Raw genomic sequence first — 26168 nt, 5'->3', positions numbered from 1 at the left:
ACGTCCCCAACGTGAAATTCTTTCAGTTTGCGTGAAGATTAATCATCCCCTGCCATCATTTTAACGTTGACACTTTGTCTGCTTTCCGTCATTTTCTATCCATACGTTTAGACGTCCAAACGTCCATCATAACGAAACATAATCAAAACGCAGTGATCCATGAGGTAGTGTTTATGAGCTTTTTCCACGCAAACCAGCGCGAAGCGCTGAACCAGAATCTGGCCGAGTTACAGGGTCAGATTAACGTTTCTTTCGAATTTTTCCCGCCACGTACCAGCGAGATGGAAGATACGTTGTGGAGCTCTATTGATCGCCTCAGCAGCCTCAGGCCAAAGTTCGTGTCGGTAACGTACGGCGCCAACTCCGGCGAGCGCGACCGCACGCACAGCATCATTAAAGGCATTAAAGAACGTACAGGTCTGGAAGCGGCTCCGCACCTGACCTGTATCGATGCCAGCCGTGATGAACTGCGTCAGATCGCCCGGGATTACTGGGAAAGCGGTATCCGCCATATTGTCGCCCTGCGCGGCGATTTACCGCCAGGCAGTGGCAAACCGGAAATGTATGCCACCGATCTGGTGCAGTTGCTGAAAGAAGTGGGCGACTTCGATATCTCGGTCGCGGCTTATCCGGAAGTGCATCCTGAAGCCAAAAGCGCGCAGTCTGACCTGATTAACCTGAAGCGTAAAATTGATGCCGGCGCCAACCGCGCCATCACGCAGTTCTTCTTCGATGTGGAAAGCTACCTGCGTTTTCGTGACCGCTGCGCCGGTCAGGGGATTGATGTGGAAATCGTGCCGGGCATTCTGCCGGTCTCCAACTTCAAACAGCTGACGCGTTTTGCCACCATGACTAACGTGCGTGTGCCGAAATGGATGAACAGCCAGTTTGAAGGACTGGATGATGATGCGGAAACCCGCAAAATGGTCGGTGCCAATATCGCGATGGACATGGTGAAAATCCTCAGCCGCGAAGGCGTGAAGGACTTCCACTTCTACACCCTGAATCGTGCAGAAATGAGTTACGCGATTTGCCACACGCTGGGTGTGCGTCCGGAAATTGCCGTGCCGGTTCGCGCGTAATCTTTCCTGCTTAAATCCTGAAAACAAAAAACCCGCGAATTCGCGGGTTTTTCTTTGGCTGCTTTTCAGCGGAAACTAGCCGGTATTGCGCATACCTGCTGCCACGCCGGCGATCGTCACCATCAGCGCCTGCTCTACGTTGGCATCCTGCTTACCGTCCTGTTCCAGTTCGCGGGAACGGTGCAGCAATTCAGCCTGCAACACGTTAAGCGGGTCGGTATAGACATTACGCAGTGCGATAGATTCCGCAATCCACGGCAAATCTTCCATCAGGTGATCGTCGTTAGAAATCGCCAGGATCACTTTGATGTCGCTTGCCAGCTGGTCACGCAATTGCTGACCCAGCGGCCACAATTCTTTCCCGACCAGACGGTGATCGTAGTATTCCGCCAGCCACAGGTCCGCTTTCGCGAACACCATTTCCAGCATGCCGATACGGGTGGAGAAGAACGGCCAGTCCCGGCACATGGTTTCCAGCTCGTCGCGTTTTCCATCATCTACTACCGCTTGTAAACCGGCACCCGCGCCCAGCCAGGCAGGCAGCATCAGACGGTTTTGCGTCCACGCGAAAATCCACGGAATAGCACGCAGGCTTTCGACGCCACCGCTGGCTTTACGTTTCGCCGGACGGGAGCCGAGTGGCAGTTTCGCCAGTTCCTGCTCCGGCGTGGCCGCGCGGAAGTAAGGCACAAAGTCTTTATTCTCACGGATGTAGCCACGGTACATTTTGCAGGACACGTCAGACAGCTGTTCCATGATGTCCACCCAGGCTTTTTTCGGCTCAGGCGGCGGCAACAGGTTGGCTTCCAGAATGGCGGAGGTGTACAGCGCCAGACTGCTGATGGTCACTTCCGGCAGACCGAATTTGAAGCGGATCATTTCGCCCTGTTCGGTGACGCGCAGGCCGCCTTTCAGGCTGCCCGGAGGCTGAGACAGCAGCGCAGCTTGCGCCGGTGCGCCGCCACGGCCAATCGAACCGCCGCGTCCGTGGAACAGTGTCAGGGCAATGCCCGCTTTCTCGCAGGTTTTGATCAGGGCGTCCTGTGCACGGTATTGCGCCCAGGATGCCGCCATCACGCCCGCGTCTTTTGCGGAGTCGGAATAGCCAATCATCACCATCTGTTTGCCCTGAATGAAACCACGGTACCAGTCGATGCTCAGCAATTGCTTCATCACATCGTCGGCGTTGTTCAGGTCGTCGAGCGTTTCGAACAGTGGTGCGACCGGCATCGGGAACGGGCAACCGGCTTCTTTCAGCAGCAGATGGACGGCCAGCACGTCAGACGGCGTACGCGCCATCGAAATGACATACGCCGCGATCGAGCCTTCCGGCGCTTCGGCGATCACCTGACAGGTATCGAGCACTTCTTTGGTGTCGGCGCTCGGTTCCCAGTGACGTGGCACCAGCGGACGTTTTGAATTCAGTTCGCGGATCAGGAAAGCCTGTTTGTCGGATTCTGACCAGCTTTCGTAATCACCCAGACCAAGATAGCGGGTGATTTCGGCGATAGCATCGGTGTGGCGGGTACTTTCCTGACGCACATCGATACGCACCAGCGGCACGCCGAAGCAACGCACGCGGCGCAGGGTATCCAGCAACTGACCGTTGGCGATAATGCCCATGTTGCAGGCTTGCAGTGACTGGTAACAGGCGTAAAGCGGTGCCCACAGCTGGTCATTTTTCACCAGCAAATCGTGAGGACGCGCGACGCGTTCGCCTTTCAGACGGGCTTCCAGATACACCTGAGTATTGGTCAGCTGTGAACGCAGCTGTTTCATGATTTCACGGTAAGGTTCGATGATGTCCGCACCGCCAGCCAGTTCGCGCAGTTCCGGCGTGCATTCGGTCATCGACAGTTCTGACACCAGTACCGCGACATCGCGCAGGAACAGGTCAGTCGCTTTCCAGCGGCTCAGTAAAAGTACGTGACGGGTGATGTCGGCGGTGACGTTCGGGTTACCGTCGCGGTCACCACCCATCCAGGACGTGAAGCGCACCGGCACGGCTTCCACCGGCATTTTGTAATCCAGCGAGGATTCCAGTTGTTCGTTCAGTTCACGCAGGAAAGCAGGCACGCCTTCCCACAGGCTGTTTTCGACAACGGCAAAACCCCATTTGGCTTCATCCACCGGAGAAGGGCGGTTTTTGCGGATTTCATCGGTATGCCATGACTGCGCGATCAACTGGCGCAGGCGGCGCATGATTTGTTTGCGCTCGTAATCGGCCAGATCGTTATGGTCGAGTTGTTTGAGGCAGTTATTCACTTCCACCAGTTTGTGGATCAGCGTGCGGCGGGCAATTTCTGTCGGGTGCGCGGTCAGCACCAGTTCGATAGAAAGCTGGTCAACGGCATCACGTAACTGCTGGTCAGAGAGATTTTTGGATTTCAGGCGATCGAACAATTGGGCCAGCGCTTCAGGATTGCTGGCGGCTTCGCCGTGCGGCGAAATGCTGTGATATTGCTCAGCCACGTTGGCTAAGTTCAGAAACTGGCTAAAAGCACGGGCAACAGGCAGCAGCTCATCATTAGAGAGATTTTGCAGCGTTGACAGCAACTCCTGTCGATCCGCTTCGTTTCCGGCGCGGGAGGATTTCGACAGCTTACGGATTTTCTCAACACGATCCAGGATATGTTCTCCCAACGTATCTTTGATCGTGTCGCCCAGCAATTTACCTAAGGTACTGACATTACTTCGCATTGCGGAATATTGTTCGTTCATATTACCTCTGACCCGTTCTCTCGTTTAATTTTTATATTCTGTAAATAACTTTCACCCGTCAGGCATTCTTGCCCCGTTCACCCTGCCAACCTGGCCACACTTTTTAAATTCAGCCCCTGTTTTAACCCAAAAACCCCCGATCACTCACGTGAAAAATGGTCTTTTTGGCCATGTCGCTGAAATTTAATTACAACCGCGACGATATCAGTTTGGCTAATCGCACGTTTGTACAGTATCAAAGGGCGCCCGTGAGCGCCCTGATTGTTTCTTCATCAATCCGACATTCAGGATCAGTGATAACAGAAGTGATGAACGACCTGAGAAATCAGCTCGCGAGTCGGTTTAATGAACGCCGTATCAATATATTCATCTGGCTGATGCGCCTGATCGATAGAACCCGGCCCCAGCACCAGCGTCGGACACAGTTCCTGAATAAACGGCGCTTCGGTGCAGTAGTTAACGATTTCCGTTTCCACACCTAACAGCTTCTCAACCACCTGCACCAGCGGGTGATCCGGCGGACATTCATAGCCCGGGATCGGCGGATGCAGTTCTTCAATCACAATACGTCCCGGCCAGCGTTCGCTGACCGGTGCCAGCGCTTCATTCAGCAGACCGTCAATGTCGGTGAGTGTCAGACCCGGCAGCGGCCGGATATCCATATGCATTTCGCAACACGCGCAGATACGGTTTGGCGCATCGCCGCCGTTAATGTAACCAAAGTTCATGGTCGGGTAAGGGATGACGAAACCACTGTGGTTGTAACGGGTTTTCAGCGTATTGCGCAGCGTCATTAAATGGGTAATCGATTCGTGCATCAGCTCAATCGCGTTCACGCCGCGCGACGGATCGCTGGAATGGCCGGACTGACCGGTGATACGAATGGCATTCGACAGATGGCCTTTATGCGCACGAACCGGCTTGAGGGAGGTCGGTTCGCCGATGATCGCGCAGTCAGGACGAATGCTGGCGTTTTTGGAGAAATAGCTGGCACCGGCCATGGTGGTTTCTTCATCGGCGGTCGCCAGAATATACAGCGGTTTAGTCAGTTTGGTCAGATCGACATCGCGCAGTGAATCGAGGATAAAGGCGAAGAAACCTTTCATGTCGGCAGTGCCCAGACCATAGAGCTTATTTTCATGCTCGGTCAGGGTGAAAGGATCACGTGTCCAGCGGCCGTCATCGAACGGAACGGTGTCGGTATGACCGGCCAGTAACAGACCGCCCGCACCTGTACCGGTACTGGCTAACATATTGAATTTATGGCGCGTTCCTGGAACGGGTTGCACTTCGACGTTGAAGCCTAAATCACCGAACCAGCCTGCCAGTAAATTGATTAACGTCTCATTGCTCTGGTCCAGTGCAGCGTCTGTGGCGCTGATGGAAGGGGTTGCGATTAACGCCCGGTAGAGCTCAATAAAAGGAGGTAATTTCATCTTCACTGTTGACAGCCTTTAGTTAGGGTAGTATTCATATTCATGCAATAATTGTGAATAAAAATACAATAAGCCAGCGCGTAAGGAAACCGGAAAAAATTCATCCGGCCCCTACCCAAAAAATTGAGAAGGTGAACAAGCCCTATGTTGAATACGCTGATTGTTGGTGCCACAGGCTATGCCGGTGCTGAACTCGCTGCATACCTGAATCGCCACCCACATATGAACATAACCGGTTTAACGGTTTCAGCGCAAAGTGCAGATGCAGGAAAATTGCTTTCTGATTTGCATCCTCAATTAAAAGGCATCGTCGATCTGCCGGTCCGGCCGCTGACCGACGTGGCGGAAGCCGCAAAAGGCGTCGATGTGGTGTTTCTGGCGACGGCGCATGAAGTCAGCCACGATTTAGCGCCGCAGTTCCTGGCGGCGGGCTGCGTGGTCTTCGATCTCTCCGGTGCCTTCCGTGTCAGCAAACCTGAGTTTTACACCGAATTTTACGGCTTTGAGCATCAGCATACCGATTTGCTGGATAAAGCCGTGTACGGCCTGGCCGAATGGCAGGCGGACAAATTAAAAGACGCACAGCTGATTGCCGTCCCGGGTTGCTACCCGACTGCGTCACAGCTGGCGCTCAAACCCCTTATCGAAAATGGGTTGCTCAACGACAGCCAGTGGCCGGTGATCAACGCCACCAGCGGCGTCAGCGGCGCGGGCCGTAAAGCCACGCTGGGCAACAGCTTCTGTGAAGTCAGCCTTCAGCCTTACAAATTGTTCAACCATCGTCATCATCCTGAAATTGTCGAGCATCTTGGGGTGCCGGTGATTTTCACTCCGCATCTGGGTAATTTCCCGCGCGGTATTCTGGCGACCATCACCTGCCGTCTGAAGGCTGGTGTGACGGAGCAGGACGTGGCGGAAGCTTTCCATAATGCCTATCACGATAAACCGCTGGTGCGCTTGTACACCAAAGGCGTTCCGGCGCTGAAAGACGTGGTCGGCCTGCCGTTCTGCGATATCGGTTTTGCGGTGAAAGGTGAGCATCTGATTGTGGTCGCCACGGAAGATAATGTGCTGAAAGGCGCATCTGCGCAGGCGGTTCAGTGCATGAATATCCGTTTCGGTTTCCCTGAGACGCAGTCACTGCTTTAACCCTCCGTCAGATTGTCAGTAAACAGAAAACAACCGCCCCTGAGCGTTTATTCAGACGCGCAGGGGTGGTAGATTGAATCAAAACCTATTGTTATTAATTAACATTCTCAACCGGTCGGGGCGCGAACAGCTATGAATCCGTTAGTCATCAAGTTAGGTGGTGTGTTGCTGGACAATGAAGAAGCACTTGAGCGCCTGTTCATGGCGGTCGTGGCTTATCGTCAGGAATATCACCGCCCGCTGGTCATTGTTCACGGTGGCGGCTGCCTGGTTGATGAGCTGATGAAAAAGCTGAATCTGCCGGTGGTGAAAAAAGCCGGTCTGCGTGTGACTCCGGCGGATCAGATTGACATCATTACCGGCGCGCTCGCGGGCAGTGCCAACAAAACCCTGCTGGCCTGGGCGGTTAAAAATCATATCAATGCGGTGGGGCTGTCTCTGGCGGACGGCGGCACGGTCAGCGTGACGCAACTGGATGAATCACTGGGCTATGTCGGTAAAGCCGAAGCCGGTAATCCGGCGCTGATCAACACGCTGCACGGTGCAGGCTACCTGCCGATTGTCAGTTCTATCGGTATCACCGCTGCCGGTGAACTGATGAACGTCAATGCCGATCAGGCGGCGACGGCGCTGGCCGCCACGCTGGGCGCGGATCTGATCCTGCTGTCTGATGTGAGCGGTATTCTCGATGGCAAAGGCCAGCGCATTCCTGAGATGAGTGCGGAGAAAGCCGAGCAGCTTATCGATCAGGGGATTATCACTGACGGCATGATCGTCAAAGTTCACGCTGCGCTGGATGCCGCACGTTCTCTCGGACGTCCGGTCGATATCGCCAGCTGGCGTCACGCCGAGCAATTGCCGGCATTGTTTAACGGCGTCGCGATCGGCACACGCATTTTGGCGTAACGCATCGTCCGGCGTATCCGGTACACACTTTTGTCAGGGCGCAGCAGAGTGCGCCCTTTTGCATAAAAAATTTCAGGAGCAGGAAAATGGCACTTTGGGGCGGACGTTTTACTCAGGCAGCGGATCAGCGGTTTAAAGAACTGAATGACTCATTGCGTTTCGATTACCGGCTGGCAGAGCAGGACATCGTCGGTTCCGTGGCCTGGTCCAAAGCGCTGGTGACCGTCAACGTTTTAACGGCTGACGAGCAAATTCAGCTGGAAGAGGCGCTGACCGTTCTGCTGGAAGAAGTCCGTGCCAACCCGCGCGCTATTTTAGCCAGCGATGCAGAAGATATTCACAGCTGGGTTGAAGGCAAACTGATCGACAAAGTCGGCAATCTCGGTAAGAAACTGCATACCGGCCGCAGCCGTAACGATCAGGTCGCGACTGACATTAAACTGTGGTGCAAAGCGCAGGTCGTGGAACTGGGCGACGCGCTGCATCATTTACAGCAGGCGCTGGTCGCCACTGCCGAAGCCAATCAGGACGCGGTGATGCCGGGTTACACCCACCTGCAACGCGCGCAGCCGGTGACGTTTGCGCACTGGTGCATGGCGTATGTCGAAATGCTGGCGCGTGATGAAAGCCGCCTGAAAGATACCCTGACCCGTCTGGACGTCAGCCCGCTGGGATGTGGCGCGCTGGCCGGTACCGCGTATCCGATGGATCGCGAACAGCTGGCAGGCTGGTTAGGTTTCGCTTCCGCGACCCGCAACAGCCTCGACAGCGTGTCTGACCGCGACCATGTTCTTGAACTGCTGTCCAACGCGGCGATCAGCATGGTTCACCTTTCCCGTTTTGCCGAAGACCTGATCTTCTTCAATACCGGCGAAGCGGCGTTTATCGATTTGTCCGATCGCGTGACGTCAGGGTCTTCCCTGATGCCGCAGAAGAAAAACCCGGATGCGCTGGAGCTGATCCGTGGCAAATGTGGCCGTGTGCAGGGTGCCCTGACCGGCATGATGATGACCATGAAGGGTCTGCCGCTGGCGTACAACAAAGACATGCAGGAAGACAAAGAAGGGTTGTTCGACGCGCTCGATACCTGGATGGATTGCCTGAACATGGCGTCTCTGGTGCTGGACGGCATTCAGGTGAAACGTCCGCGTGCGAAAGAAGCGGCGCAACAGGGCTACGCGAACTCTACTGAACTGGCGGATTATCTGGTCGCCAAAGGCGTACCGTTCCGCGAAGCGCACCATATTGTCGGTGAAGCGGTGGTGGAGGCGATTAAGCAGGGCAAAGCGCTGGAAGCCTTGCCGCTGACCGATTTGCAGAAATTCAGCAGCGTGATTGGCGACGATGTGTATCCGATCCTTGAGCTGCAATCCTGTCTCGACAAACGCGCAGCCAAAGGCGGCGTTTCGCCGCAACAGGTCGCACAGGCAATTGCCGATGCGAAAGCGCGTTTAGGGCTGTAATTCCTGGAATTTCTCCCCCTGCGAAGGGGGAGAAGCCCGGCTACACAACGATTTCTTCCCAACGGCGTGGACTCTGCGTCAGCAGTTCACCTCCCGTTTCGGTCACCCGTACGTCATCCTCAATTCTCACACCACCGAGTCCCGGAATATAAATCCCCGGCTCAATCGTGATGATCATTCCCGGTTCCAGCGGTTGCGCATTTTGCGGACTGAGGGCGGGCGCTTCATGAACATCTAATCCCAGACCGTGCCCGAGATTGTGGCTGAAATAGTCGCCATACCCCGCCGCAGAAATGCTATCCCGCGCCACGGCATCCAGTTCCTGACAACGGATCCCCGGCCTGACCGCCTCGCGTGCGGCCTGCTGCGCGATAAACACCGTGTCATACATCGCTTTCAGTGCCGGGCTGACCTCGCCCAGCGCGAAAGTCCGCGTCATGTCGGAACAGTAATGCTGATATACCGCGCCGAAATCAATCGTCACCAGCTCTCCGGCCATCAGCTTTTTCTCTGTCGGACGCCCGTGTGGTAACGCCCCGCGCGGGCCTGACACCACGACGGTATCGAAGGCCGTTTTGCTGCCACCGGCCTGCCGGACCGCCATTTCGAGATGGTCGGCCAGTGTTTTTTCGCTGATGCCCGGTTGGATCAGCGGCATCACCGTCTTTAAGGCATGGTCGGCTATCGCGGCGGCCTGACGGATTTTCACGATTTCATCAGGATATTTATGTATCCGCAAAGCCGACGCATCCCGGTGTTGCAGCGGCACCTTGCACTGTTTTTCCAGCGCCTGCCATGCCAGATGCGATAACACGCTGGCATCGGCATATAGCCGGTCGCCGGGCAGATATCGGGTGAGACAGTCCGCCAGCGTCTGCTGCGCCGTGAGGGTCAGCACGTCAACGCCCGGATTGTTCTGCTGGCATTCGGCGCTGTAACGGCCATCGACCAGTATCCACAGGCCGGTTGCTGTGACCAGCACGTAGCCGGAGGCGCTGTACAGATCCGCCACCGCATATTTGCTGAACCTGTCGGTCAGAAGCACGGCGGGAATATGCTGCTCTGCCATCTGCTGGCGCAGGGCAGTCAGACGTTGCTGACGACTCATGGTGTCCTCCGGACTCAGGCGATCTCGAGTAAGCCTTTTTTGATCAGGCGGTTACGGTAGAACACGCAGGTGACGGCGATAAACAGCGAACCTGCGATCAGACCGGTCAGGTAAGCCGGAATGTTGCTGATCAGCGGCCATGCCCAGATAGCGGATTCCGGGAACCATTGCACCGCACCAAGCGAAACCCCAAGCAGCGCGCCGATAATGGCACCGATGACGTACACCGGAATGACAAACCCCGGACGTTCCAGTGCAAACGGAATCGACCCTTCGGAAATGCCCATAAAGCCGAGGAAAATCGCGGTGCGGCCAATCTGATTGAACTGGCGGTCGTAAACACGGCGGCCAACCAGCCATTTATCGATGACCGTTGACAGCCCCAGGCCAAACGACGGGATCACGATGGCCAGACAGCGCGCGGTGATCGGCAGCACTTTTTCGGTGGTGAAGCCCAGCGCCACAAACCCTGCCGCTTTGTTGACCGGACCGCCCAGGTCAAACGCCGTCGCCGCCGCCAGTAAGGTGGCGTAGAAGTAGGTGCCTGCCGCGCCGGCGGCCTGCAAGGCTTCTTTGATCAGCGTGTTCAGCCAGCCACCGACCGGCGTGATCAGGAATACCATCAGCAACATCGCCATAATGGCGGAAATCAGCGGGATGAAGAATGTGGTTTTGAAGGCCAGCCAGTTGTGCGGCAGTTTGATGGTGTTATTCAGCCAGCGAACGAAATAGCCGACCACAAACGCAATCACGATCGCACCAAGGAAGCCGGAAGCGACCGGCGCGACGGCAGCCCATTCTCCGCCGACCAGCGCCGGAACAGCCACCGGTTTGATCGCCACATAGCCGCCGATAAAGCCCGCCGCCAGTGCCGTTTTCCCGCCGATAGAGTTGGCGGTAAACGCCGCGAACATCGGTATCGCAAAGCCAAACAGCGTGAAACCAAAGCTTTCCATGATGCTGGCGATTTGCAGCATCCACACCGAACTGCCGCTGAAACGACCACTGTTAAGCGCCGCCATGATCGACTCATCCGGCGACATACCCAGAAAAACATAAGGAATGATTTGCGACAGTGCGCCGATCAGACCGCCCATAATCAGCACCGGGATCATGTAGGAAATGCCGGTCATGATGTGTTTGCTGAACTCTTTCCAGGCATGGCTCTGGCCTTTGCCTGCGGGTGCCGCCGGTGTCTCTGTGGCCTGACTGTGACCGGTGTTGATGACTCTTTTTCTTATCGTCACGGGGAACTCCTTGCGCTTAAAAAAGCAAATGTGGAATTACTGGCGCTGATCTTCTTCGATTTCGTCGATCAGTCCGCCCGCGTTTTTTACGGCGTCTTTCAGCTCGACTTCATACACTTCAACGCCATTAAACCGCTCGATGTTTTGCGGCGTGATACCGGTGGCGTGGATGATCACCGTGGCCTGCGCGATGTCTTCCGCTGTCAGTTCGTTCTGGATGCCGTCGGCACCCTGTGTTTCAACTTTCACCTCATAACCGCGTTCACGGGCGGCCACTTCAATGGCTTCGGCAGCCATAAAGGTATGAGCCAGTCCCATCGGGCAGGCGCACAGCGCAATCAGTTTTTTTGCAGACATTTTCAGATACCTCGTTTTTCTGGGGTGGCGGCGGGCAGGTTTGCCAGCCGGTAAAGCGCTTCGGCGTACATGCCGGTCGCGCTGATAAAGCGGCACAAACTGCCGTATTCGTCCGCACCATGCGTATTGCCGGAAGAGCCGTCAGGAAACTCACAGCCGAAGATCACGGCGTTTTGCATCGCGCTGGCGTAACTGCCTGCGCCGGTGGTGCGGGAAGGATGGTGGTGATCGCCGGTGTGGCGGGTGTAAATCTCATGCAGCGTCTGCACCAGCGCACTGTCTGGCGGATAAAAGCCCGGCGGTTTGACCGGCTCAATATCAATACGGCTTGCGGGCCAGCCGCGAAGCCAGCGTGTCAGGCTGGCGGTAATCTCTTCTGTGCTGAGATTCTCGGGATAGCGCACGTTGAGCGTCAGTGTCATCTGCCCGTTACCGATGTTCAGTACCGTCGGCACCAGCAGGATCTGACCGCATTCGCCCGGGGTATCCAAGGCAAAACGCACGCCGTTCTGGCCGGTTGTCGCGTCGGTGATGTCGCAAAGTTGCTGCGTCCAGTGACTGCTGAATCGCTGATGCAGTAACTGCGCCGTGGCGGTGATGGGATTCAGGCATTGTTCCGGTTTAGATGAATGGCCGCCACGGCCATACAACTGCCAGTGATCGGCGCAGGCCGGTTCCGCCAGCAGCGTAAAACCGTCCGCCAGTGTCCATCCGCCGGAGTAAAGTGAAAGGCCACGCAGATGCGCGACATCAGGAATGGTGTTCACGACGTTGCCGCAGGCCACGTTCAGCCCGGTCTGTGCAACCGGCGACGTCAGCCTGACCAGCAGCGAGCCTTTTTCACCGTAGATCACCGGAAATTTTCCGTCCGGCGTGAAGGCAAATGCCGGTTGCGGCTGCGATTCAAAATACCGGCGGATACAGCGGAAGCCGGTTTCTTCGTTGCCGCCCGCCACCAGTCGGATCCGGCGCGCCAGCGGCAGTTTCAGCTCGCGCAGAATATCCAGCGCCAGCCAGGCGGCGATCATCGGGCCTTTGTCATCCATGACGCCGCGACCAATCAGTTTGTCGCCCAGACGGGACAGCTGATAGGGCGGGAAATGCCAGCCGTCACCGGCAGGCACGACATCGGCGTGACCAAAGACATACACGATCTCGTCGCCGCTGCCGTATTCGATATGCACGGCATGGTGATCGACATTCAGGGTCGCGAGCCCGGCGTTGTCGCCCAGGGTCTGCCACCAGTGCAGCGCATCGGCAATGCCGCGGCCAAAGGGGGCGTCGGGCTGCCGGCTGTCCGCGTCGAAAGGCGAAGGGATAGCCACCCATTGCGCGAGTAATGTGAGGAACTGCGTGGCCCGATCCCGGGCGTGTGCTGAGAAGTCGATCATTGACCCTGACCCTGTGAAAAACCTGGATACAGCATCAGCGGTGGTGGAAAAAGCGTCAAAAGGCGCGGGTCAGGAATGATAAATAAAACGGGTAAAATTTTTCGCCGATTTTTTTTACCTGCCTGCCGGACAGGTTAAAGGAAGACGGCAGGCACCGTCAGGCGGGGATCGCCGGGCAATAATGTGTTGCCGTCCAGCTGATGTTGCAGGCATTCCAGCACCCGACGGGCCAGCGTGCGGTGACGGGCGGCAATCACCGGCAATTGCAGTTTCAGGGATGACTCACATTCGCCGAAACCGGTCAGGGCGATGCGCCGTGAAAACAGCCGCCAGCGGTGTGCCTGTGTTCCGCTAAGCAGCGTGTGATGCGCCGCCTGCAAAACCGTCGGGTTATCGCACAGGATTGCCGAGATTTTGGGGTGCTGTTTAAGTAACTGTTCGGCGGCGCGGGAGGCATCCGCAAAGGTGGCGGCGCAGGGCAGGCTGAGCGACGGTGAAAAGGCCACGCCCGCTTTACCCAGCGCCACGGAAAGCCCGCCCAGTCTTTCGGCGCGTACCAGCGAATGGTTTTCGCCGCCGAGATACGCGATATGTTTATGCTGTTGCTTAAGCAGGGCGTCCGTTGCCTGATGTGCCGCCAGCGCATTGTCCGGATGGACGGCGGCAACCGGACCCGGATGATGATGGGCGCTGATCCCGGTCAGGGCGATGTGACGGGCGTCAGCGCGTGAACTCAGCGCCTGCAACACATCGGGGTGATCGTTGAGCAGCCTCCCGCACACCAGCATGCCGCAGATGTCCTGTGTCAGAAGCGTTCCGGCCTGAGCCAGTAACCGCGAAGGGTGCAAATCAACATAAGAAAGTGCGAGGGTAAAACCGGCCTGTTGCAGGGTTTTCGCCAGCGCCGGCAGTAACGCGGCGGAAAAATCGCAGTCATGCGGCAGTAACAGGCCAATGCGGGGCAAAGAGGCGGGGACGGCGGTGGCAGGTAACTGATATCCCAGTTGTTCGATGGCCTGATAAATTCGCGCTACCCCTTGCGGGGAAATACGGCCTTTGCCGCCGAGCACCAGTGATACCGCCGAAACGGACACCCCCGCCAGACGGGCGACATCCTGTTGCGTAATTTTGTTGCGGGGTTTTTGCGCCGTCATCGTTCCGCCATTCGCCATGAAACAACCGCAAAGTGTCGCAGGAGAAGAGCAGGAAAACAGGGTGGGCGATCTCAGAAGGGGATTGTTAAATAAAAAAAGGCGGACCCGAAGTCCGCCGAAAGTTCACGTAGTCTTACTTTGCTTCTTTTTGTCGATAATGCAGGGACTTCTTGTCTTACTTCTTACAGCAGAGTCTTATCGACGTTACTGTGCCACTTCGCACACGTCCTGCGTTTCTGAGTGCAGGTACACTTCCAGATCGTCACTTCCCCCGATGTGGCGTCCGCCGATAAAGACTTGTGGTACTGTCGCCCGGCCCGTTACGGCGCGCAGAGAGACGGTGGTCGCATCTTTACCTAATACAATTTCTTCGTACTGAATGCCGCGTTCCTGCAACATTTGTTTGGCTTTCGCACAGAACGGACAGCCCGGTTTGGTGAACACGGAAACCGATTCCTGCACTTTAAATTCAGGTGCCAGATATTTCAGCATGGTGTCGGCGTCAGACACTTCAAACGGGTCGCCCGGTTTGTTTGGCTCAACGAACATCTTTTCCACCACGCCGTTGCGCACCAGCATGGAATAACGCCATGAGCGCGGACCGAAGCCTAAATCGGCTTTTTCCACCAGCATATCCATGCCTTTGGTGAACTCGCCGTTACCGTCCGGAATGAAGGTAATGTTGGAGGCGTTCTGTTCCGCTTTCCACGCGTTCATCACAAAGGTGTCGTTGACGGAAACGCACAGAATGCTGTCCACGCCGTGACTTTTGAACACCGGTGCCAGTTCGTTGTAACGTGGCAGGTGGCTCGATGAACAGGTCGGGGTGAACGCGCCCGGCAGTGAAAAAACAATCACTGTTTTATTTTTAAACAGCTGATCGCTGGAGAGATCTACCCACTGGTCGCCCTGACGGGTATGGAAAGTGACTTGCGGTACGTTTTTCCCTTCCTGGCTTGCAAACATGAATAACCTCTTAATTAATAAATAAAATCGAATATGTTTTCGGCGTAGCCTTTTCGTTGGAAGGCATTATTCACGATAATGGTTGATAGATATAATCGTTGATTGCTATCTTATCTATCGTTAACGGCTATCGCATCGCCTTATAGGGACTGGAGGAAAAATGAACATTCGCGATTTAGAGTATCTGGTGGCACTGGCAGAGTTTCGTCACTTTCGTCGCGCCGCAGATTCATGCCATGTCAGTCAGCCAACGTTGAGCGGGCAGATCCGCAAACTGGAAGATGAGCTGGGCGTTATGTTGCTGGAAAGAACCAGCCGCAAAGTGTTGTTCACTCAGGCCGGTCTGCTGCTGGTCGATCAGGCGCGGACGGTGTTGCGCGAAGTGAAAGTGCTCAAAGAGATGGCGAGCCAGCAGGGCGAGGCGATGTCCGGGCCGATGCATATCGGGCTGATCCCGACCGTCGGGCCTTATCTGCTGCCGCAAATTATTCCTTCGCTGCACAAAACCTTTCCGAAACTGGAAATGTATCTGCACGAAGCACAAACCCATCAGCTTCTGGCGCAGCTCGACAGCGGAAAGCTCGATTGTGCCATTCTGGCGCTGGTGAAAGAGAGTGAAGCTTTTATAGAAGTGCCGCTGTTTGATGAGCCAATGAAACTGGCGATCTATGACGATCATCCGTGGGCATCGCGCGATCGCGTGGCAATGGCCGATCTGGCCGGTGAGAAACTGCTGATGCTGGAAGACGGTCACTGTCTGCGCGATCAGGCGCTGGGTTTCTGTTTCCAGGCGGGCGCGGACGAAGATACCCATTTCCGGGCAACCAGTCTGGAAACCCTGCGCAATATGGTGGCGGCGGGCAGCGGCATTACCCTGCTGCCCTCACTGGCTGTGCCCAATGAGCGCAGCCGTGATGGTGTGACATATCTGGCCTGTGACAAACCGGAACCGCGCCGCACCATTGCGCTGGTTTACCGTCCCGGTTCGCCACTGCGCGGGCGTTACGAGCAGCTCGCCGAAGCCATCAAAGAGCACATGCAGCCTTACATGGATAAAACCGCCGTCTTAAAACAGGCGGTTTAAGCCGTTCAGTGCCGCCACGCGATAGGCTTCCGCCATCGTCGGATAGTTGAAGGTCGTATTAACGAAATACTCGATAGTATTGCCTTCACCTTTCTGTTCCATGATGGCCTGGCCGATATGAATAATCTCGGCTGCGCGTTCACCAAAGCAATGAATACCCAGAATTTCTTTGGTATCGCGGTGGAACAGCAATTTCAGACTGCCGACGTTCATGCCCGCAATCTGTGCGCGTGCCAGATGCTTAAACTGCGCACGGCCCACTTCATACGGCACTTTCATCGCCGTCAGTTCCTGTTCGGTTTTCCCCACGGAACTGATTTCAGGAATGGTGTAAATGCCGGTCGGAATATTTTCGATCAGATGGACTTTGGCTTCCCCCTGAATCATCGCCTGCGCGGCAATACGGCCCTGATCATACGCGGCCGAGGCCAGACTCGGATAACCGATGACGTCACCGACCGCATAGATATGTGACAGCGCCGTCTGGTACATGCTGTTTACTTTCAACAGACCGCGGCTGTCGGCTTCCAGACCAATGTTCTCCAGACCCAGATTATCGGTGTTACCGGTGCGTCCGTTGGCATACAACAGCGCATCCGCTTTCACTTTTTTGCCGGATTTGAGGTGCATGATCACACCGTCTTCCACGCCTTCGATCATCTCGAATTCTTCGTTGTGGCGGATCACCACCCCGTTGTTCCAGAAGTGATAGGACAGGGCGTCTGACATTTCCTGATCGAGGAAAGACAGCAGGCGGTCGCGGGTGTTGATTAAGTCCACTTTCACGTTCAGACCACGGAAGATCGACGCATATTCACAGCCGATCACCCCCGCACCGTAAATAATCACATGGCGCGGTTCATGGCTCAGTTCGAGGATCAGGTCGCTGTCGTAAATGCGCGGATGTCCGAAATCGACATTGGCCGGGCGGTAAGGGCGTGAGCCGCAGGCAATGATGATGTTGTCTGCGGTGATTTGTTCGTGTGTGTTGTCCGGATAACGGATGTTGATGGTATTGGCATCGACAAAACTGGCATCGCCGGAGAACAGCTGGCACTGGTTTCTTTCATAGAAACCCTGACGCATACGGGTCTGCTGATTAATAACGGAATCGGCGTGACGCAGAATGTCGGGGAAACTGGAACTCATTGTGCGGGAGTTATCGCTGTAGAGCGGGTTTTGATTAAATTCGATGATTCTGCTGACGGCGTGGCGTAATGCTTTGGAAGGGATGGTTCCCCAGTGAGTACATCCGCCACCGACGTTGTTATAGCGTTCGATGACAGCAACCCGGGCGCCTTGTTTAACCAGTCCCATCGCGGCGCCTTCTCCGCCAGGGCCTGAGCCAATGATGATGGCATCAAAATGTGAGTGCTGTTGCATAGTTCGAAACCTATTTTTATACAAAATCACAACGAGAAAGTAACATATTACACCTATTTACCCCACATGCAGTTGTCATTTAATGGTAATGCAGCAACATTCTGACCCACTTTATGCTGTGGTATCTTTGGCTCCGACCGTGAAAAATTTTGGTATAGTGAAGCGATATCGGGCGAATAATCAAAAAGAAGAACACTATCCGGATGAAGGTTATGGGCGTAAGAGCACAACAAAAAGAGCGCACGCGTCGCTCACTGATTGAGGCGGCTTTTAGTCAGCTCAGTGCCGAGCGCAGCTTTGCCAGTCTGAGTCTGCGTGAGGTTTCCCGCGAGGCAGGCATTGCGCCAACCTCCTTTTACCGGCATTTTCGTGATGTGGATGAACTGGGCCTGACCATGGTGGATGAAAGCGGGCTGATGCTGCGTCAGCTGATGCGTCAGGCGCGCCAGCGTATCGCCAAAGGCGGCAGTGTGATCCGCACATCCGTCTCTACCTTTATGGAATTCATCGGTAATAATCCCAACGCATTTCGCCTGTTACTGCGCGAACGCTCCGGCACGTCTTCCGCATTCCGTGCGGCGGTCGCCCGTGAAATTCAGCATTTTATTGCGGAACTTGCCGACTATCTGCAACTCGAAAATCACATGCCGCGCAGTTTTACCGAAGCGCAGGCAGAGGCCATGGTGATCATCGTTTTCAACGCCGGTGCGGAAGCGCTGGATGTGGATATCGCACAGCGCCGCCAGCTGGAAGAGCGGCTGGTGCTGCAGTTGCGGATGATCTCCAAGGGCGCGTATTACTGGTATCGCCGTCAGCAGGAACGCACGGCTGTGACTCCCATCAATAATAAGACCCGAGGTAAAGAAGATGACCGAACAACCGAACCAGGATAATGGCACTCTGGTTTTGGCGTTGATTGCCGGGCTGTCGATTAATGGCACATTTGATGCGTTATTCAGTTCCGTCGTAACGTTTTCGATTTTCCCGATTATTTCTCTGGTACTGGCGGTGTATTGCCTGCATGTACGTTATCACCGGGGAGAAATGCCCAAAGGATTACCGGTGCTGGCTGCGGCCTGCTTTCTGCTGGGATTGCTGCTGTACAGCGCCATTGTCCGGGCGGAATACCCTGAACTGGGTTCGAACTTCCTGCCCGCGCTGATTTGCGTGGCGCTGGTGCTGTGGATTGGTGTGAAGCTGAAAAAACGTAAGTCTTCCCCGCAGTAATATCATTTCCGGTTCTTCTTATAAGGCAATCTTCGGATTGCCTTTTCTTATTCCGTCCTCACTTAATGAACTGTCATTTCATTAATATCAAACCTATGTTCAATATTTAGATATTGATCGCCCACTTCTTCATTTCATTGCCATAAAGTTCGTTTGAGTGGCAAAAACCAAAAGGTTTTCATTCTGCCTCCTCGCTAATTTGAATCATGGCCGGACGACATGCTGTCGTTCGCATTCAGCCTACGCCTATAGGTGATTTAACAGAGGCAAGTCGGCAATGAAAACACGTAAAATCGGATTCTTTAATTATATCGCCTACGGGTCTGGCGATTTTCTGGGGGCGGGGACAACAGCCCTGACTGCGGCGTGGTTGCTCTATTTTTACACCACGTTCTGCGGACTCTCGCCCATCGAAGCGACCTTTATTTTTGCTACCGCGCGCGTTGCCGATGCGGTTCTCAGTCCGCTGATGGGGTATCTCACCGATAACTTCGGCAATACCTGGCTCGGAAAGCGTTTCGGTCGACGCAAGTTCTTCATCCTGCTCGGTATTCCTTGTGTGTTCAGCTACAGCTTTATGTGGGTGGGCGACATGGGATACGTCTACTACCTGCTGACTTATCTGCTGTTCGATATCGTCTATACCATGATTCTGGTGCCGTATGAAACACTGGTGCCGGAGATGACCGATGATTTCAAACAGAAAACCAAATTCTCTGGCGCACGTATCGCGCTGGCGCAGCTGTCGGCGATTCTCGCCGCCTTCCTGCCGGGGATTTTGTTGCAGCATTTCGGCAAAGATAACGCCATCTCCTTCTTCTATTCGAGCCTGGTCTTTGCGGTGATCTGTGCCTGCGTGCTGACGCTGGTGTATTTCTTTACCTGGGAACGTCCGGAAGAGCTCAAATCTGAAGCGACGAAGAAAATTGAACGCGAACGTCAGCAACTGACGCTGGCGCAAAGCCTGAAACGTCTGAAAGTGGAATTGTCTTCAACACTGCGCATCAAAATTTTCCGTCAGCATCTGGGTTTATACCTCGGCGGTTATATCGCGCAGGACGTGTTTAATGCCGTGTTCACTTATTACGTGGTGTTTGTGCTGATGCAAAGCGCAGCGATTGCGTCCAACCTGATGGGCATGATGGCGATTCTGCAATTCGTGGCGGTTATCGGCATGATCCCGCTGTGTATCCGCTTCGGACCGGCACCGTCTTATCGCCTCGCGGTATCCCTGTTCGGGCTGGCGACCATTTCCTACGGTGTGCTGTATTTCACCGGCATGAATGATTCGATGTCATTACTGCTGCTGATCTCTGCCCTGGCCGGTCTGGGACGTGGTGGCATCAACTACGTACCCTGGAACATCTATACCTATATTGCTGACGTTGATGAAACCATTACCGGCCAGCGCCGCGAAGGGATTTTCGCCGGTGTGATGACGTTGACCCGCAAAGCCTCGCAGGCGGGTGCGGTGATGCTGGTGGGGATTATTTTACAACTCGCCGGATTCGTTTCCGGGCAAAGCCAGCAGGTACCGGCAGTCGGCCATACCATTCTTGGCGTGCTGGTGATCGGCTCCTTACTGATGCTCAGTATCGGTTTCACCATTTCCCTGTTCTTCCGTCTTAATCAGAAAACGCACGGCGTGCTGACCCGCGAAACGCAGAAAATGCGCGATGCCAACCGTATCGTGCCGGAGCAAATTACGCCGGAAGACCGTGCCACGGTCGAAATGCTGACAGGGATGAAATACGAATCTCTGTGGGGCAATAACAACATCGGTTATCTGCATCGCAATAACCCGCCACCAGAAAAGCTGACCCGCGAAGATGCTGCTGAAATGCCGGTCCAGGGACGTTTGTAATTTTTGAATTCACAGGAGAAAGCCATGAAAGTTTTTGAAGTTAAACACAGTGCCTTACTGCGACAGCCGGAACATTTCATTTCACGCAGCGAACTGAAATCGCTGATCCATAACGTGACAGACAATCTGGTGAATATCGAAGATAAAACCGGTGAGTTCCTGTTGCGACTGGACGATGGCCGCGTGATTGATACCAAAGGCTGGGCAGGCTGGGAATGGACGCACGGCATCGGGCTGTATGGCATCTATCAGTATTATCAGCAGACCGGCGACGAAAAAATGCGGGCGGTGATCGATGACTGGTTTACCGCGCGTCTGGCCGAAGGTACGCCGACCAAAAACGTCAATACCATGAGCCCGTTCCTGACGCTGGCGTATCGCTACGAGGAAACCGGCAATGCGGCATGGCGTCCTTATCTGGAACGCTGGGCGGAATGGGTAATGTATGAAATGCCGCGCACCGATAAAGGCGCGATGCAGCACATCGTTTATAACAACGAAAATCACCAGCAAATGTGGGATGACACGCTGATGATGAGCGTGTTGCCACTGGCGAAAATTGGCAAGCTGCTGGACCGTCCGGAGTTTGTCGAAGAAGCGACGTATCAGTTCCTGATGCATGTGCAGTATCTGATGGATCGAGAAACCGGTCTGTGGTTCCACGGCTGGACGTTCGACGGACATCATAACTTTGCGCAGGCCCGCTGGGCGCGTGGCAACAGCTGGCTGACCATCGCGATCCCGGAATTCCTCGAACTGGTGGATTTACCGGAAAATAACGCCACCCGTCGCTATTTGTTGCAGGTGCTGGAAAGTCAGGTCAGTGCGCTGGCGAAATGTCAGGACGACAGCGGTTTATGGCATACGCTGCTCGACGATCCGCAGTCTTATCTTGAAAGCTCAGCAACCGCCGGTTTTGCCTACGGCATTCTGAAAGCCGTGCGTAAACGTTATATCGATGCGTCTTATGCGCCGGTTGCGGAGAAAGCCATTCAGGGCGTGATCAAGCACATCAATCCGGCCGGGGAACTGACGCAAACCTCATTCGGGACAGCGATGGGCAATGATCTGGATTTCTATCGCGAAATTGCGCTGACCTCGATGCCTTACGGGCAGGCGATGGCGATCCTGTGTCTGTCAGAATATATGCGGGTCTACTTGTAAGGCGGGCAGTATTTTTGCTGAGAAGAGATTGAAATAAAAACGGGCACTTAAAAGGTGCCCGTTTCTGTTTCCGCGTTTGCCCGTCAGATTTTTTCCAGCAGAACGCCGGATTCCATATGGTGGGTGTACGGGAACTGATCAAACAACGCCAGACGTGTCACGCGGTGTGTTTTGCTCAGTGTTTCCAGATTCGCACACAGCGTTTCCGGATTGCAGGAGATGTACAAAATACGGTCGTATCCTGCCACCATTTTTACGGTTTCGTCATCCAGCCCGCTGCGTGGCGGATCGACAAAAATGGTGTTGCATTCGTATCCGCTCAAATCAACATCCTGCAAACGGCGGAATTCACGCACGCCGTTCAGTGCCTGGGTAAAATCTTCTGCCGCCATGCGGATAATCTGCACATTATCAATATGGTTTGCGGCAATGTTAAATTGCGCGGCAGCCACTGACGGCTTGGCGATTTCTGTGGCCAGTACGCGGCGGAAGTTACGCGCCAGCGCCAGCGAGAAGTTGCCGTTACCGCAGTAAAGTTCCAGTAAATCGCCGGTCGCGTTTTCCGTGGCCTTCAGCGCCCATTCCAGCATCTGAATATTCATCTCGGCATTGGGCTGGGTGAAACTGTTTTCCACCTGACGATAAATCATATCGCGGCCCGCTACCGGCAGCACTTCATCGACATAATCCTGATCGAGCATGATTTTGGTTTTCGCGGCACGACCAATCAGCTGGATATCAAAACCGTCGGCGCGCAACTGGTCGCGCAGGGCAGTGGCGGCCTGCTGCCATTCGTCATCAAGCTTACGGTGATACAGCAGGGAAGCGATGATTTTGCCGCTGCGGGTTGATAAATAGTCGATCTGGAAGATCTTACGGCGCAATGCCGGATCTTGCTTCACGGCGGCGATCAGCACCGGCATCAGGCGGTTGATCAGTTCGCTGGCGGCCGGGAACTGGTTCACACGCACGCGGGCTTTGGTCTGCTGATCAAACATGATGTGGTACAGGTCGCCTTCATCATGCCAGACGCGGAATTCGGCGCGCATACGGTAATGGCTGACAGGAGAACGGTAAACGTCAGGCTGCGGCGCATGAAAAGGCGACATCATCGCCGTGAGACGTGCGGTCTTTTCCGCCAGCTGGTCGTCATATTGTTCAATGGGCAGGTTTTCAGGCGTCATCGGTTATCTCGTCTGGCAGGAAGTAAATGGACAAACTTTGCGGGGGATTGTAGGGAAAGTCTCCCTTATGTCTACCTTTGTTGTGTTTATACCGCGAAAGTTCGTCAGACATTACGGATGTCTGGATTTCCAAAAGGGTTGATCGTAGGATTGCCCTTCGGCCTCATTGACTGAGTTAAAAGGGAATCCGGTGTGAATCCGGAACTGGCGCGCAGCGGTATGGGGAAATCACGGCGATAGCATTCTTTATTATGCAGACACTGTTTCTTCTTTTTCTTTCCCTCTTTATATAAAGGGAAGAGAGAAGCGGAGATGGGAAGTCATCGCCCGGTGCAGGTGTTTTTAATTCATGAGCCTGCAAATCCTAAGTCCGAAGACCTGCCGATGTTACGTCGCATTAATCATCGTCGTCGCGAAATACCGCCGGTGATCCTCTGCGGCATCCGCCAATTAAGTTTGGATGCTCGATTCATGACAATTAAAAAGCATGTGCTGCTGACGGCATTATCCGTCACGGCTTTTTCAGGGTGGGCGCAAGACAGCACTTCCACAAACAGCAGCGATAATCTTGTCGTTACTGCCAACCGTTTTCCACAGCCTGTTTCTTCTGTTTTAGCGCCAACCGATGTGGTGACGCGTGACGATATCGACAGATGGCAGTCAAAATCCGTGGCCGATGTGCTGCGTCGTTTACCCGGCGTGGATATTGCCCAGAACGGCGGAATGGGCCAGCAGGCTTCGTTATTCGTTCGTGGTACCAATTCCAGCCATACCTTGGTGTTAATCGACGGCGTGCGGCTTAATCAGGCCGGTATTTCCGGCGCGGCCGATATCAGCCAGATCCCTCTTTCATTAGTTCAGCGTATTGAGTTTATTCGTGGCCCGCGTTCTGCGGTGTACGGTTCCGATGCGATTGGCGGTGTGGTTAATATTATTACCACGCGTGATAAAGACGGCACCACGCTCGGCGCGGGTGTCGGCTCCCATGGTTATCAGAATTATAATGGCTCTACGCAACAGACGCTGGGTGAGAACACCACGCTGACGGCAGCAGGGGATTACACCTATACCCGTGGCATTGACGTGGTCGCTGACGGCAACACCGGCGGCGTTCCTCAGCCAGACCGTGACGGCTTCATGAACAAGACGCTGTATCTGGCGTTGCAACACCAGTTCAATGAAGAGATCAGCGGCTTTGCCCGTGCCTATGGTTTCGATAACCGCACAGCTTATGATGCGTATTACTCGCCGGGCAGCGCGCTGATTGATACCCGTCAGCTTTACAGCCGTACCTATGATACGGGGCTGCGTTATGAAAATGGTATTTACGCGACGCAGTTAATTGGCAGCTACAGCCACGTCAAAGACTATAACTACGATCCGAAGTACGGGCCGTATGACGCTTCCGCATCACTGGATGATTCTGATCAGTACAACGTGCAATGGGGTAACACCCTGCAGGTCTGGAAAGGGGAAGTCAGCGCTGGTCTGGACTGGCAGAAACTGACCACCGAGCCGGGAACCAATTATCTGGCCGATGGCTATGACCAGCACAACACCGGCGTGTATCTGACCACTCAGCAAAAAATCAGCGATTTCACGCTGGAAGGCGCGGTTCGCAGCGACGATAACTCGCAGTTTGGTCAGCACACCACCTGGCAAAGCAGTGCAGCCTGGGAATTCATCGACGGCTACCGACTGATTGCTTCTTACGGCACAGCCTATAAATCGCCGAATCTGGGACAGCTTTATAGCAGCTATGGCGGCAACCCTGATCTTAAGCCTGAAGAAAGTAAGCAATGGGAAGGTGGACTGGAGGGGCTGACCGGTCCTCTTAGCTGGCGCCTGAACGTCTATCGTAACGACATCGATCAGATGATTGATTACGACGACTCGACCAACGTTTACTACAACATCGGTAAAGCGACAATTAAAGGAGTGGAATGGACAGGTTCCTTCGATACGGGTCCGCTGCAACACCAGATTACGCTGGAATATCTCGACCCGCGTGATGCGACCACCAACGAAATTCTGGCCCGTCGCGCCAAACAACAGGCGAAATATCAGATTGACTGGAATATTGCCGACATCGACTGGTCGATCAACTATCAATATCTAGGACAACGTTACGATACCGATTACGGTTCTTATCCTTATCAGACCGTTAAACTCGGTGGTGTCAGTTTGTGGGATCTCGCCGCATCATATCCTGTGACCTCACATCTGACGGTTCGTGGTAGAATTGCCAACTTGTTTGATAAAGATTACGAGACGGCTTATGGCTATGCCACACCAGGACGTGAGTTCTACCTCTCTGGAAGCTATACCTTCTGATACCACACAAGTTCCTGACCGCCCGACGGTGCTGGTTTTCGATTCCGGCGTCGGCGGGTTGTCGGTGTATGATGAGGTCCGGCAGATGTTGCCGGACCTGCACTATATCTATGCCTTCGATAATGTGGCTTTCCCCTATGGTGAAAAGTCTGAAGAATTTATCGTTGAGCGTGTCGTTGAGATTGTCAGCGCAGTGGCGAAGCGCCATCCCCTCTCTATTATTGTTATCGCCTGTAATACCGCGAGCACGGTTTCTCTTCCTGCCTTACGTGCCAGATTCAATTGCCCTGTTGTCGGCGTTGTTCCCGCAATTAAACCCGCGGCGAAATTAACACGTAATGGAGTGGTCGGGTTGCTGGCGACCCGCGCGACGGTTCAGCGTCCTTATACACATGATCTGGTGGCACGCTTTGCGACGGATTGTCAGATTCTGATGCTGGGTTCGGCAGAGCTGGTGGAACTGGCGGAAGCGAAGCTGCATGGCGAAGAAGTCTCACTGGCAGCATTGAAGAAAATCCTGCATCCGTGGCTGCGTTTACGTGAACCGCCGGATACCGTGGTATTAGGCTGCACGCATTTCCCGTTGCTTTCGCAAGAGCTGTCACAGGTTTTGCCCGACGGCACGCGTATGATCGACTCCGGTTCTGCGATTGCCCGCCGCGCACATTGGTTAATTGAGACTTCTCACGTCGCTATTCCAGAAAAAAAAGCCGGTGTTGAAATAGAGAGTGTCGCCTATTGCATGGCGATGACGGCAGAGGCGCAAAGTTTGCTGCCTGTTTTGCAGTCATATGGCTTCAGAAGTATCCAGGAATTGCCGCTTTAAACGCCATTTGATGAAAGATTCAGCGGTCAGTAAATTATTTGTATTTTAGGGGTTGCGGCCTTCTGAGAACTCCCTATAATGCGCCTCCACTGACCGGGAACAACGACTGACAAGTCGCCCGG

Annotated in this window: 21 protein-coding genes and 1 riboswitch; of the genes, 11 read left to right on the top strand and 10 right to left on the bottom strand. The window is 54.5% G+C overall.

Going from position 1 to position 26168, the window contains the following annotated elements:
- Window positions 1–173 precede the first annotated feature (173 nt).
- Entirely contained in the window at window positions 174–1082 is a 909-nt protein-coding gene (metF, locus tag EYY67_RS15150; RefSeq protein ID WP_131693813.1) for a methylenetetrahydrofolate reductase, read from the top strand.
- Window positions 1083–1157: 75 nt separating this feature from the next.
- On the opposite strand, the gene ppc is transcribed toward metF, so the two are convergent.
- Both ppc and argE read right to left on the bottom strand, forming a co-directional pair.
- Window positions 1158–3803, bottom strand: coding sequence for a phosphoenolpyruvate carboxylase (gene ppc, locus EYY67_RS15145; protein WP_095924147.1), 2646 nt, complete (start codon window positions 3801–3803; stop codon window positions 1158–1160).
- Window positions 3804–4093: 290 nt separating this feature from the next.
- On the bottom strand, window positions 4094–5245 hold the full coding sequence (gene argE, locus EYY67_RS15140) for an acetylornithine deacetylase (protein WP_119823885.1): 1152 nt from the start codon (window positions 5243–5245) through the stop codon (window positions 4094–4096).
- Between the two features lie 138 nt (window positions 5246–5383).
- On the opposite strand from argE, the gene argC reads away from it, so the two are divergent.
- The 3 genes from argC to argH all read left to right on the top strand — a co-directional run bounded on the left by argC (window position 5384) and on the right by argH (window position 8757).
- Window positions 5384–6388, top strand: coding sequence for an N-acetyl-gamma-glutamyl-phosphate reductase (argC, locus tag EYY67_RS15135; protein ID WP_095924149.1), 1005 nt, complete (start codon window positions 5384–5386; stop codon window positions 6386–6388).
- Between the two features lie 132 nt (window positions 6389–6520).
- Window positions 6521–7294 (top strand): acetylglutamate kinase, encoded by a 774-nt coding sequence (gene argB, locus EYY67_RS15130; protein ID WP_095924150.1) that lies wholly within the window; start codon window positions 6521–6523, stop codon window positions 7292–7294.
- A gap of 86 nt (window positions 7295–7380) precedes the next feature.
- Window positions 7381–8757 (top strand): argininosuccinate lyase, encoded by a 1377-nt coding sequence (gene argH, locus EYY67_RS15125; RefSeq protein WP_119823883.1) that lies wholly within the window; start codon window positions 7381–7383, stop codon window positions 8755–8757.
- A gap of 40 nt (window positions 8758–8797) precedes the next feature.
- On the opposite strand, the gene EYY67_RS15120 is transcribed toward argH, so the two are convergent.
- From EYY67_RS15120 to EYY67_RS15095, 6 genes are all read right to left on the bottom strand, one after another.
- Window positions 8798–9865: an aminopeptidase P family protein gene (locus EYY67_RS15120; RefSeq protein WP_131693812.1), complete on the bottom strand. Its 1068-nt coding sequence runs from the start codon at window positions 9863–9865 to the stop codon at window positions 8798–8800.
- Between the two features lie 14 nt (window positions 9866–9879).
- Entirely contained in the window at window positions 9880–11112 is a 1233-nt protein-coding gene (locus EYY67_RS15115; protein ID WP_205948381.1) for a PTS fructose transporter subunit IIC, read from the bottom strand.
- A 36-nt stretch (window positions 11113–11148) separates the two neighbouring features.
- Window positions 11149–11469 carry a PTS fructose transporter subunit IIB gene (locus EYY67_RS15110; RefSeq protein ID WP_131693811.1) on the bottom strand — a complete coding sequence of 107 codons (321 nt, stop codon included), beginning with the start codon at window positions 11467–11469 and terminating at the stop codon, window positions 11149–11151.
- Window positions 11470–11471: 2 nt separating this feature from the next.
- Window positions 11472–12860, bottom strand: a complete 1389-nt coding sequence (locus EYY67_RS15105; RefSeq protein WP_131693810.1) for a Sapep family Mn(2+)-dependent dipeptidase — start codon at window positions 12858–12860, stop codon at window positions 11472–11474.
- 134 nt (window positions 12861–12994) lie between these two features.
- Window positions 12995–14032, bottom strand: coding sequence for a LacI family DNA-binding transcriptional regulator (locus EYY67_RS15100; protein WP_131693809.1), 1038 nt, complete (start codon window positions 14030–14032; stop codon window positions 12995–12997).
- 186 nt (window positions 14033–14218) lie between these two features.
- Complete coding sequence (locus tag EYY67_RS15095; protein WP_131693808.1) at window positions 14219–14980, bottom strand: glutathione peroxidase; 762 nt, start codon at window positions 14978–14980, stop codon at window positions 14219–14221.
- A 160-nt stretch (window positions 14981–15140) separates the two neighbouring features.
- Between EYY67_RS15095 and oxyR the strand changes: the two genes are divergently transcribed.
- Window positions 15141–16064, top strand: a complete 924-nt coding sequence (oxyR, locus tag EYY67_RS15090) for a DNA-binding transcriptional regulator OxyR (RefSeq protein WP_095924157.1) — start codon at window positions 15141–15143, stop codon at window positions 16062–16064.
- Here oxyR and sthA read toward each other — a convergent pair.
- Window positions 16047–17447 (bottom strand): Si-specific NAD(P)(+) transhydrogenase, encoded by a 1401-nt coding sequence (gene sthA / locus EYY67_RS15085; protein ID WP_095924158.1) that lies wholly within the window; start codon window positions 17445–17447, stop codon window positions 16047–16049. The genes oxyR and sthA overlap by 18 nt on opposite strands.
- Before the next feature lie 212 nt (window positions 17448–17659).
- Here sthA and fabR point away from each other — a divergent pair, with 212 nt between their 5' ends.
- From fabR to bglB, 4 genes are all read left to right on the top strand, one after another.
- Window positions 17660–18340 (top strand): HTH-type transcriptional repressor FabR, encoded by a 681-nt coding sequence (fabR, locus tag EYY67_RS15080; RefSeq protein ID WP_095924159.1) that lies wholly within the window; start codon window positions 17660–17662, stop codon window positions 18338–18340.
- A complete protein-coding gene (locus EYY67_RS15075) occupies window positions 18315–18674 on the top strand; it encodes a YijD family membrane protein (protein WP_095924160.1) in 360 nt (119 codons plus the stop codon). The genes fabR and EYY67_RS15075 overlap by 26 nt, the downstream gene beginning before the upstream one ends.
- Window positions 18675–18951: 277 nt before the next feature.
- Window positions 18952–20538 (top strand): MFS transporter, encoded by a 1587-nt coding sequence (locus EYY67_RS15070; protein WP_095924161.1) that lies wholly within the window; start codon window positions 18952–18954, stop codon window positions 20536–20538.
- A gap of 24 nt (window positions 20539–20562) precedes the next feature.
- On the top strand, window positions 20563–21702 hold the full coding sequence (gene bglB, locus EYY67_RS15065; RefSeq protein ID WP_119823873.1) for a beta-galactosidase BglB: 1140 nt from the start codon (window positions 20563–20565) through the stop codon (window positions 21700–21702).
- A gap of 83 nt (window positions 21703–21785) precedes the next feature.
- Here the strand turns inward: bglB and trmA are convergent, their stop codons facing one another.
- The gene (trmA, locus tag EYY67_RS15060) at window positions 21786–22886 is read right to left on the bottom strand and encodes a tRNA (uridine(54)-C5)-methyltransferase TrmA (protein WP_095924163.1); all 1101 of its coding nucleotides are present in this window, start codon (window positions 22884–22886) and stop codon (window positions 21786–21788) included.
- Window positions 22887–23027: 141 nt separating this feature from the next.
- A riboswitch (cobalamin riboswitch) is annotated at window positions 23028–23286 on the top strand.
- A gap of 71 nt (window positions 23287–23357) precedes the next feature.
- On the opposite strand from trmA, the gene btuB reads away from it, so the two are divergent.
- Window positions 23358–25220, top strand: a complete 1863-nt coding sequence (btuB, locus tag EYY67_RS15055) for a TonB-dependent vitamin B12 receptor BtuB (protein WP_119823871.1) — start codon at window positions 23358–23360, stop codon at window positions 25218–25220.
- Window positions 25165–26046 carry a glutamate racemase gene (gene murI / locus EYY67_RS15050; RefSeq protein WP_131693807.1) on the top strand — a complete coding sequence of 294 codons (882 nt, stop codon included), beginning with the start codon at window positions 25165–25167 and terminating at the stop codon, window positions 26044–26046. The genes btuB and murI overlap by 56 nt, the downstream gene beginning before the upstream one ends.
- Window positions 26047–26168: the final 122 nt, after the last annotated feature.

Origin of the sequence: Rahnella victoriana, from assembly GCF_004330295.1 — a bacterium.
GTDB lineage: Bacteria > Pseudomonadota > Gammaproteobacteria > Enterobacterales > Enterobacteriaceae > Rahnella > Rahnella victoriana.
Note: the sequence above shows the minus strand (reverse complement) of the source record. Positions and strands in the feature narration are given on the sequence as shown.

Coding starts and splice junctions, on each gene's coding strand:
- EYY67_RS15105 (WP_131693810.1), bottom strand. CDS start 12,860: ATGATCGACTTCTCAGCACACGCCCGGGATCGGGCCACGCAGTTCCTC.
- fabR (WP_095924159.1), top strand. CDS start 17,660: ATGGGCGTAAGAGCACAACAAAAAGAGCGCACGCGTCGCTCACTGATT.
- EYY67_RS15070 (WP_095924161.1), top strand. CDS start 18,952: ATGAAAACACGTAAAATCGGATTCTTTAATTATATCGCCTACGGGTCT.
- ppc (WP_095924147.1), bottom strand. CDS start 3,803: ATGAACGAACAATATTCCGCAATGCGAAGTAATGTCAGTACCTTAGGT.
- EYY67_RS15120 (WP_131693812.1), bottom strand. CDS start 9,865: ATGAGTCGTCAGCAACGTCTGACTGCCCTGCGCCAGCAGATGGCAGAG.
- argC (WP_095924149.1), top strand. CDS start 5,384: ATGTTGAATACGCTGATTGTTGGTGCCACAGGCTATGCCGGTGCTGAA.
- oxyR (WP_095924157.1), top strand. CDS start 15,141: ATGAACATTCGCGATTTAGAGTATCTGGTGGCACTGGCAGAGTTTCGT.
- btuB (WP_119823871.1), top strand. CDS start 23,358: ATGACAATTAAAAAGCATGTGCTGCTGACGGCATTATCCGTCACGGCT.
- bglB (WP_119823873.1), top strand. CDS start 20,563: ATGAAAGTTTTTGAAGTTAAACACAGTGCCTTACTGCGACAGCCGGAA.
- sthA (WP_095924158.1), bottom strand. CDS start 17,447: ATGCAACAGCACTCACATTTTGATGCCATCATCATTGGCTCAGGCCCT.
- trmA (WP_095924163.1), bottom strand. CDS start 22,886: ATGACGCCTGAAAACCTGCCCATTGAACAATATGACGACCAGCTGGCG.
- EYY67_RS15095 (WP_131693808.1), bottom strand. CDS start 14,980: ATGTTTGCAAGCCAGGAAGGGAAAAACGTACCGCAAGTCACTTTCCAT.
- EYY67_RS15075 (WP_095924160.1), top strand. CDS start 18,315: ATGACCGAACAACCGAACCAGGATAATGGCACTCTGGTTTTGGCGTTG.
- argH (WP_119823883.1), top strand. CDS start 7,381: ATGGCACTTTGGGGCGGACGTTTTACTCAGGCAGCGGATCAGCGGTTT.
- argB (WP_095924150.1), top strand. CDS start 6,521: ATGAATCCGTTAGTCATCAAGTTAGGTGGTGTGTTGCTGGACAATGAA.
- EYY67_RS15110 (WP_131693811.1), bottom strand. CDS start 11,469: ATGTCTGCAAAAAAACTGATTGCGCTGTGCGCCTGCCCGATGGGACTG.
- metF (WP_131693813.1), top strand. CDS start 174: ATGAGCTTTTTCCACGCAAACCAGCGCGAAGCGCTGAACCAGAATCTG.
- murI (WP_131693807.1), top strand. CDS start 25,165: ATGGCTATGCCACACCAGGACGTGAGTTCTACCTCTCTGGAAGCTATA.
- EYY67_RS15100 (WP_131693809.1), bottom strand. CDS start 14,032: ATGGCGAATGGCGGAACGATGACGGCGCAAAAACCCCGCAACAAAATT.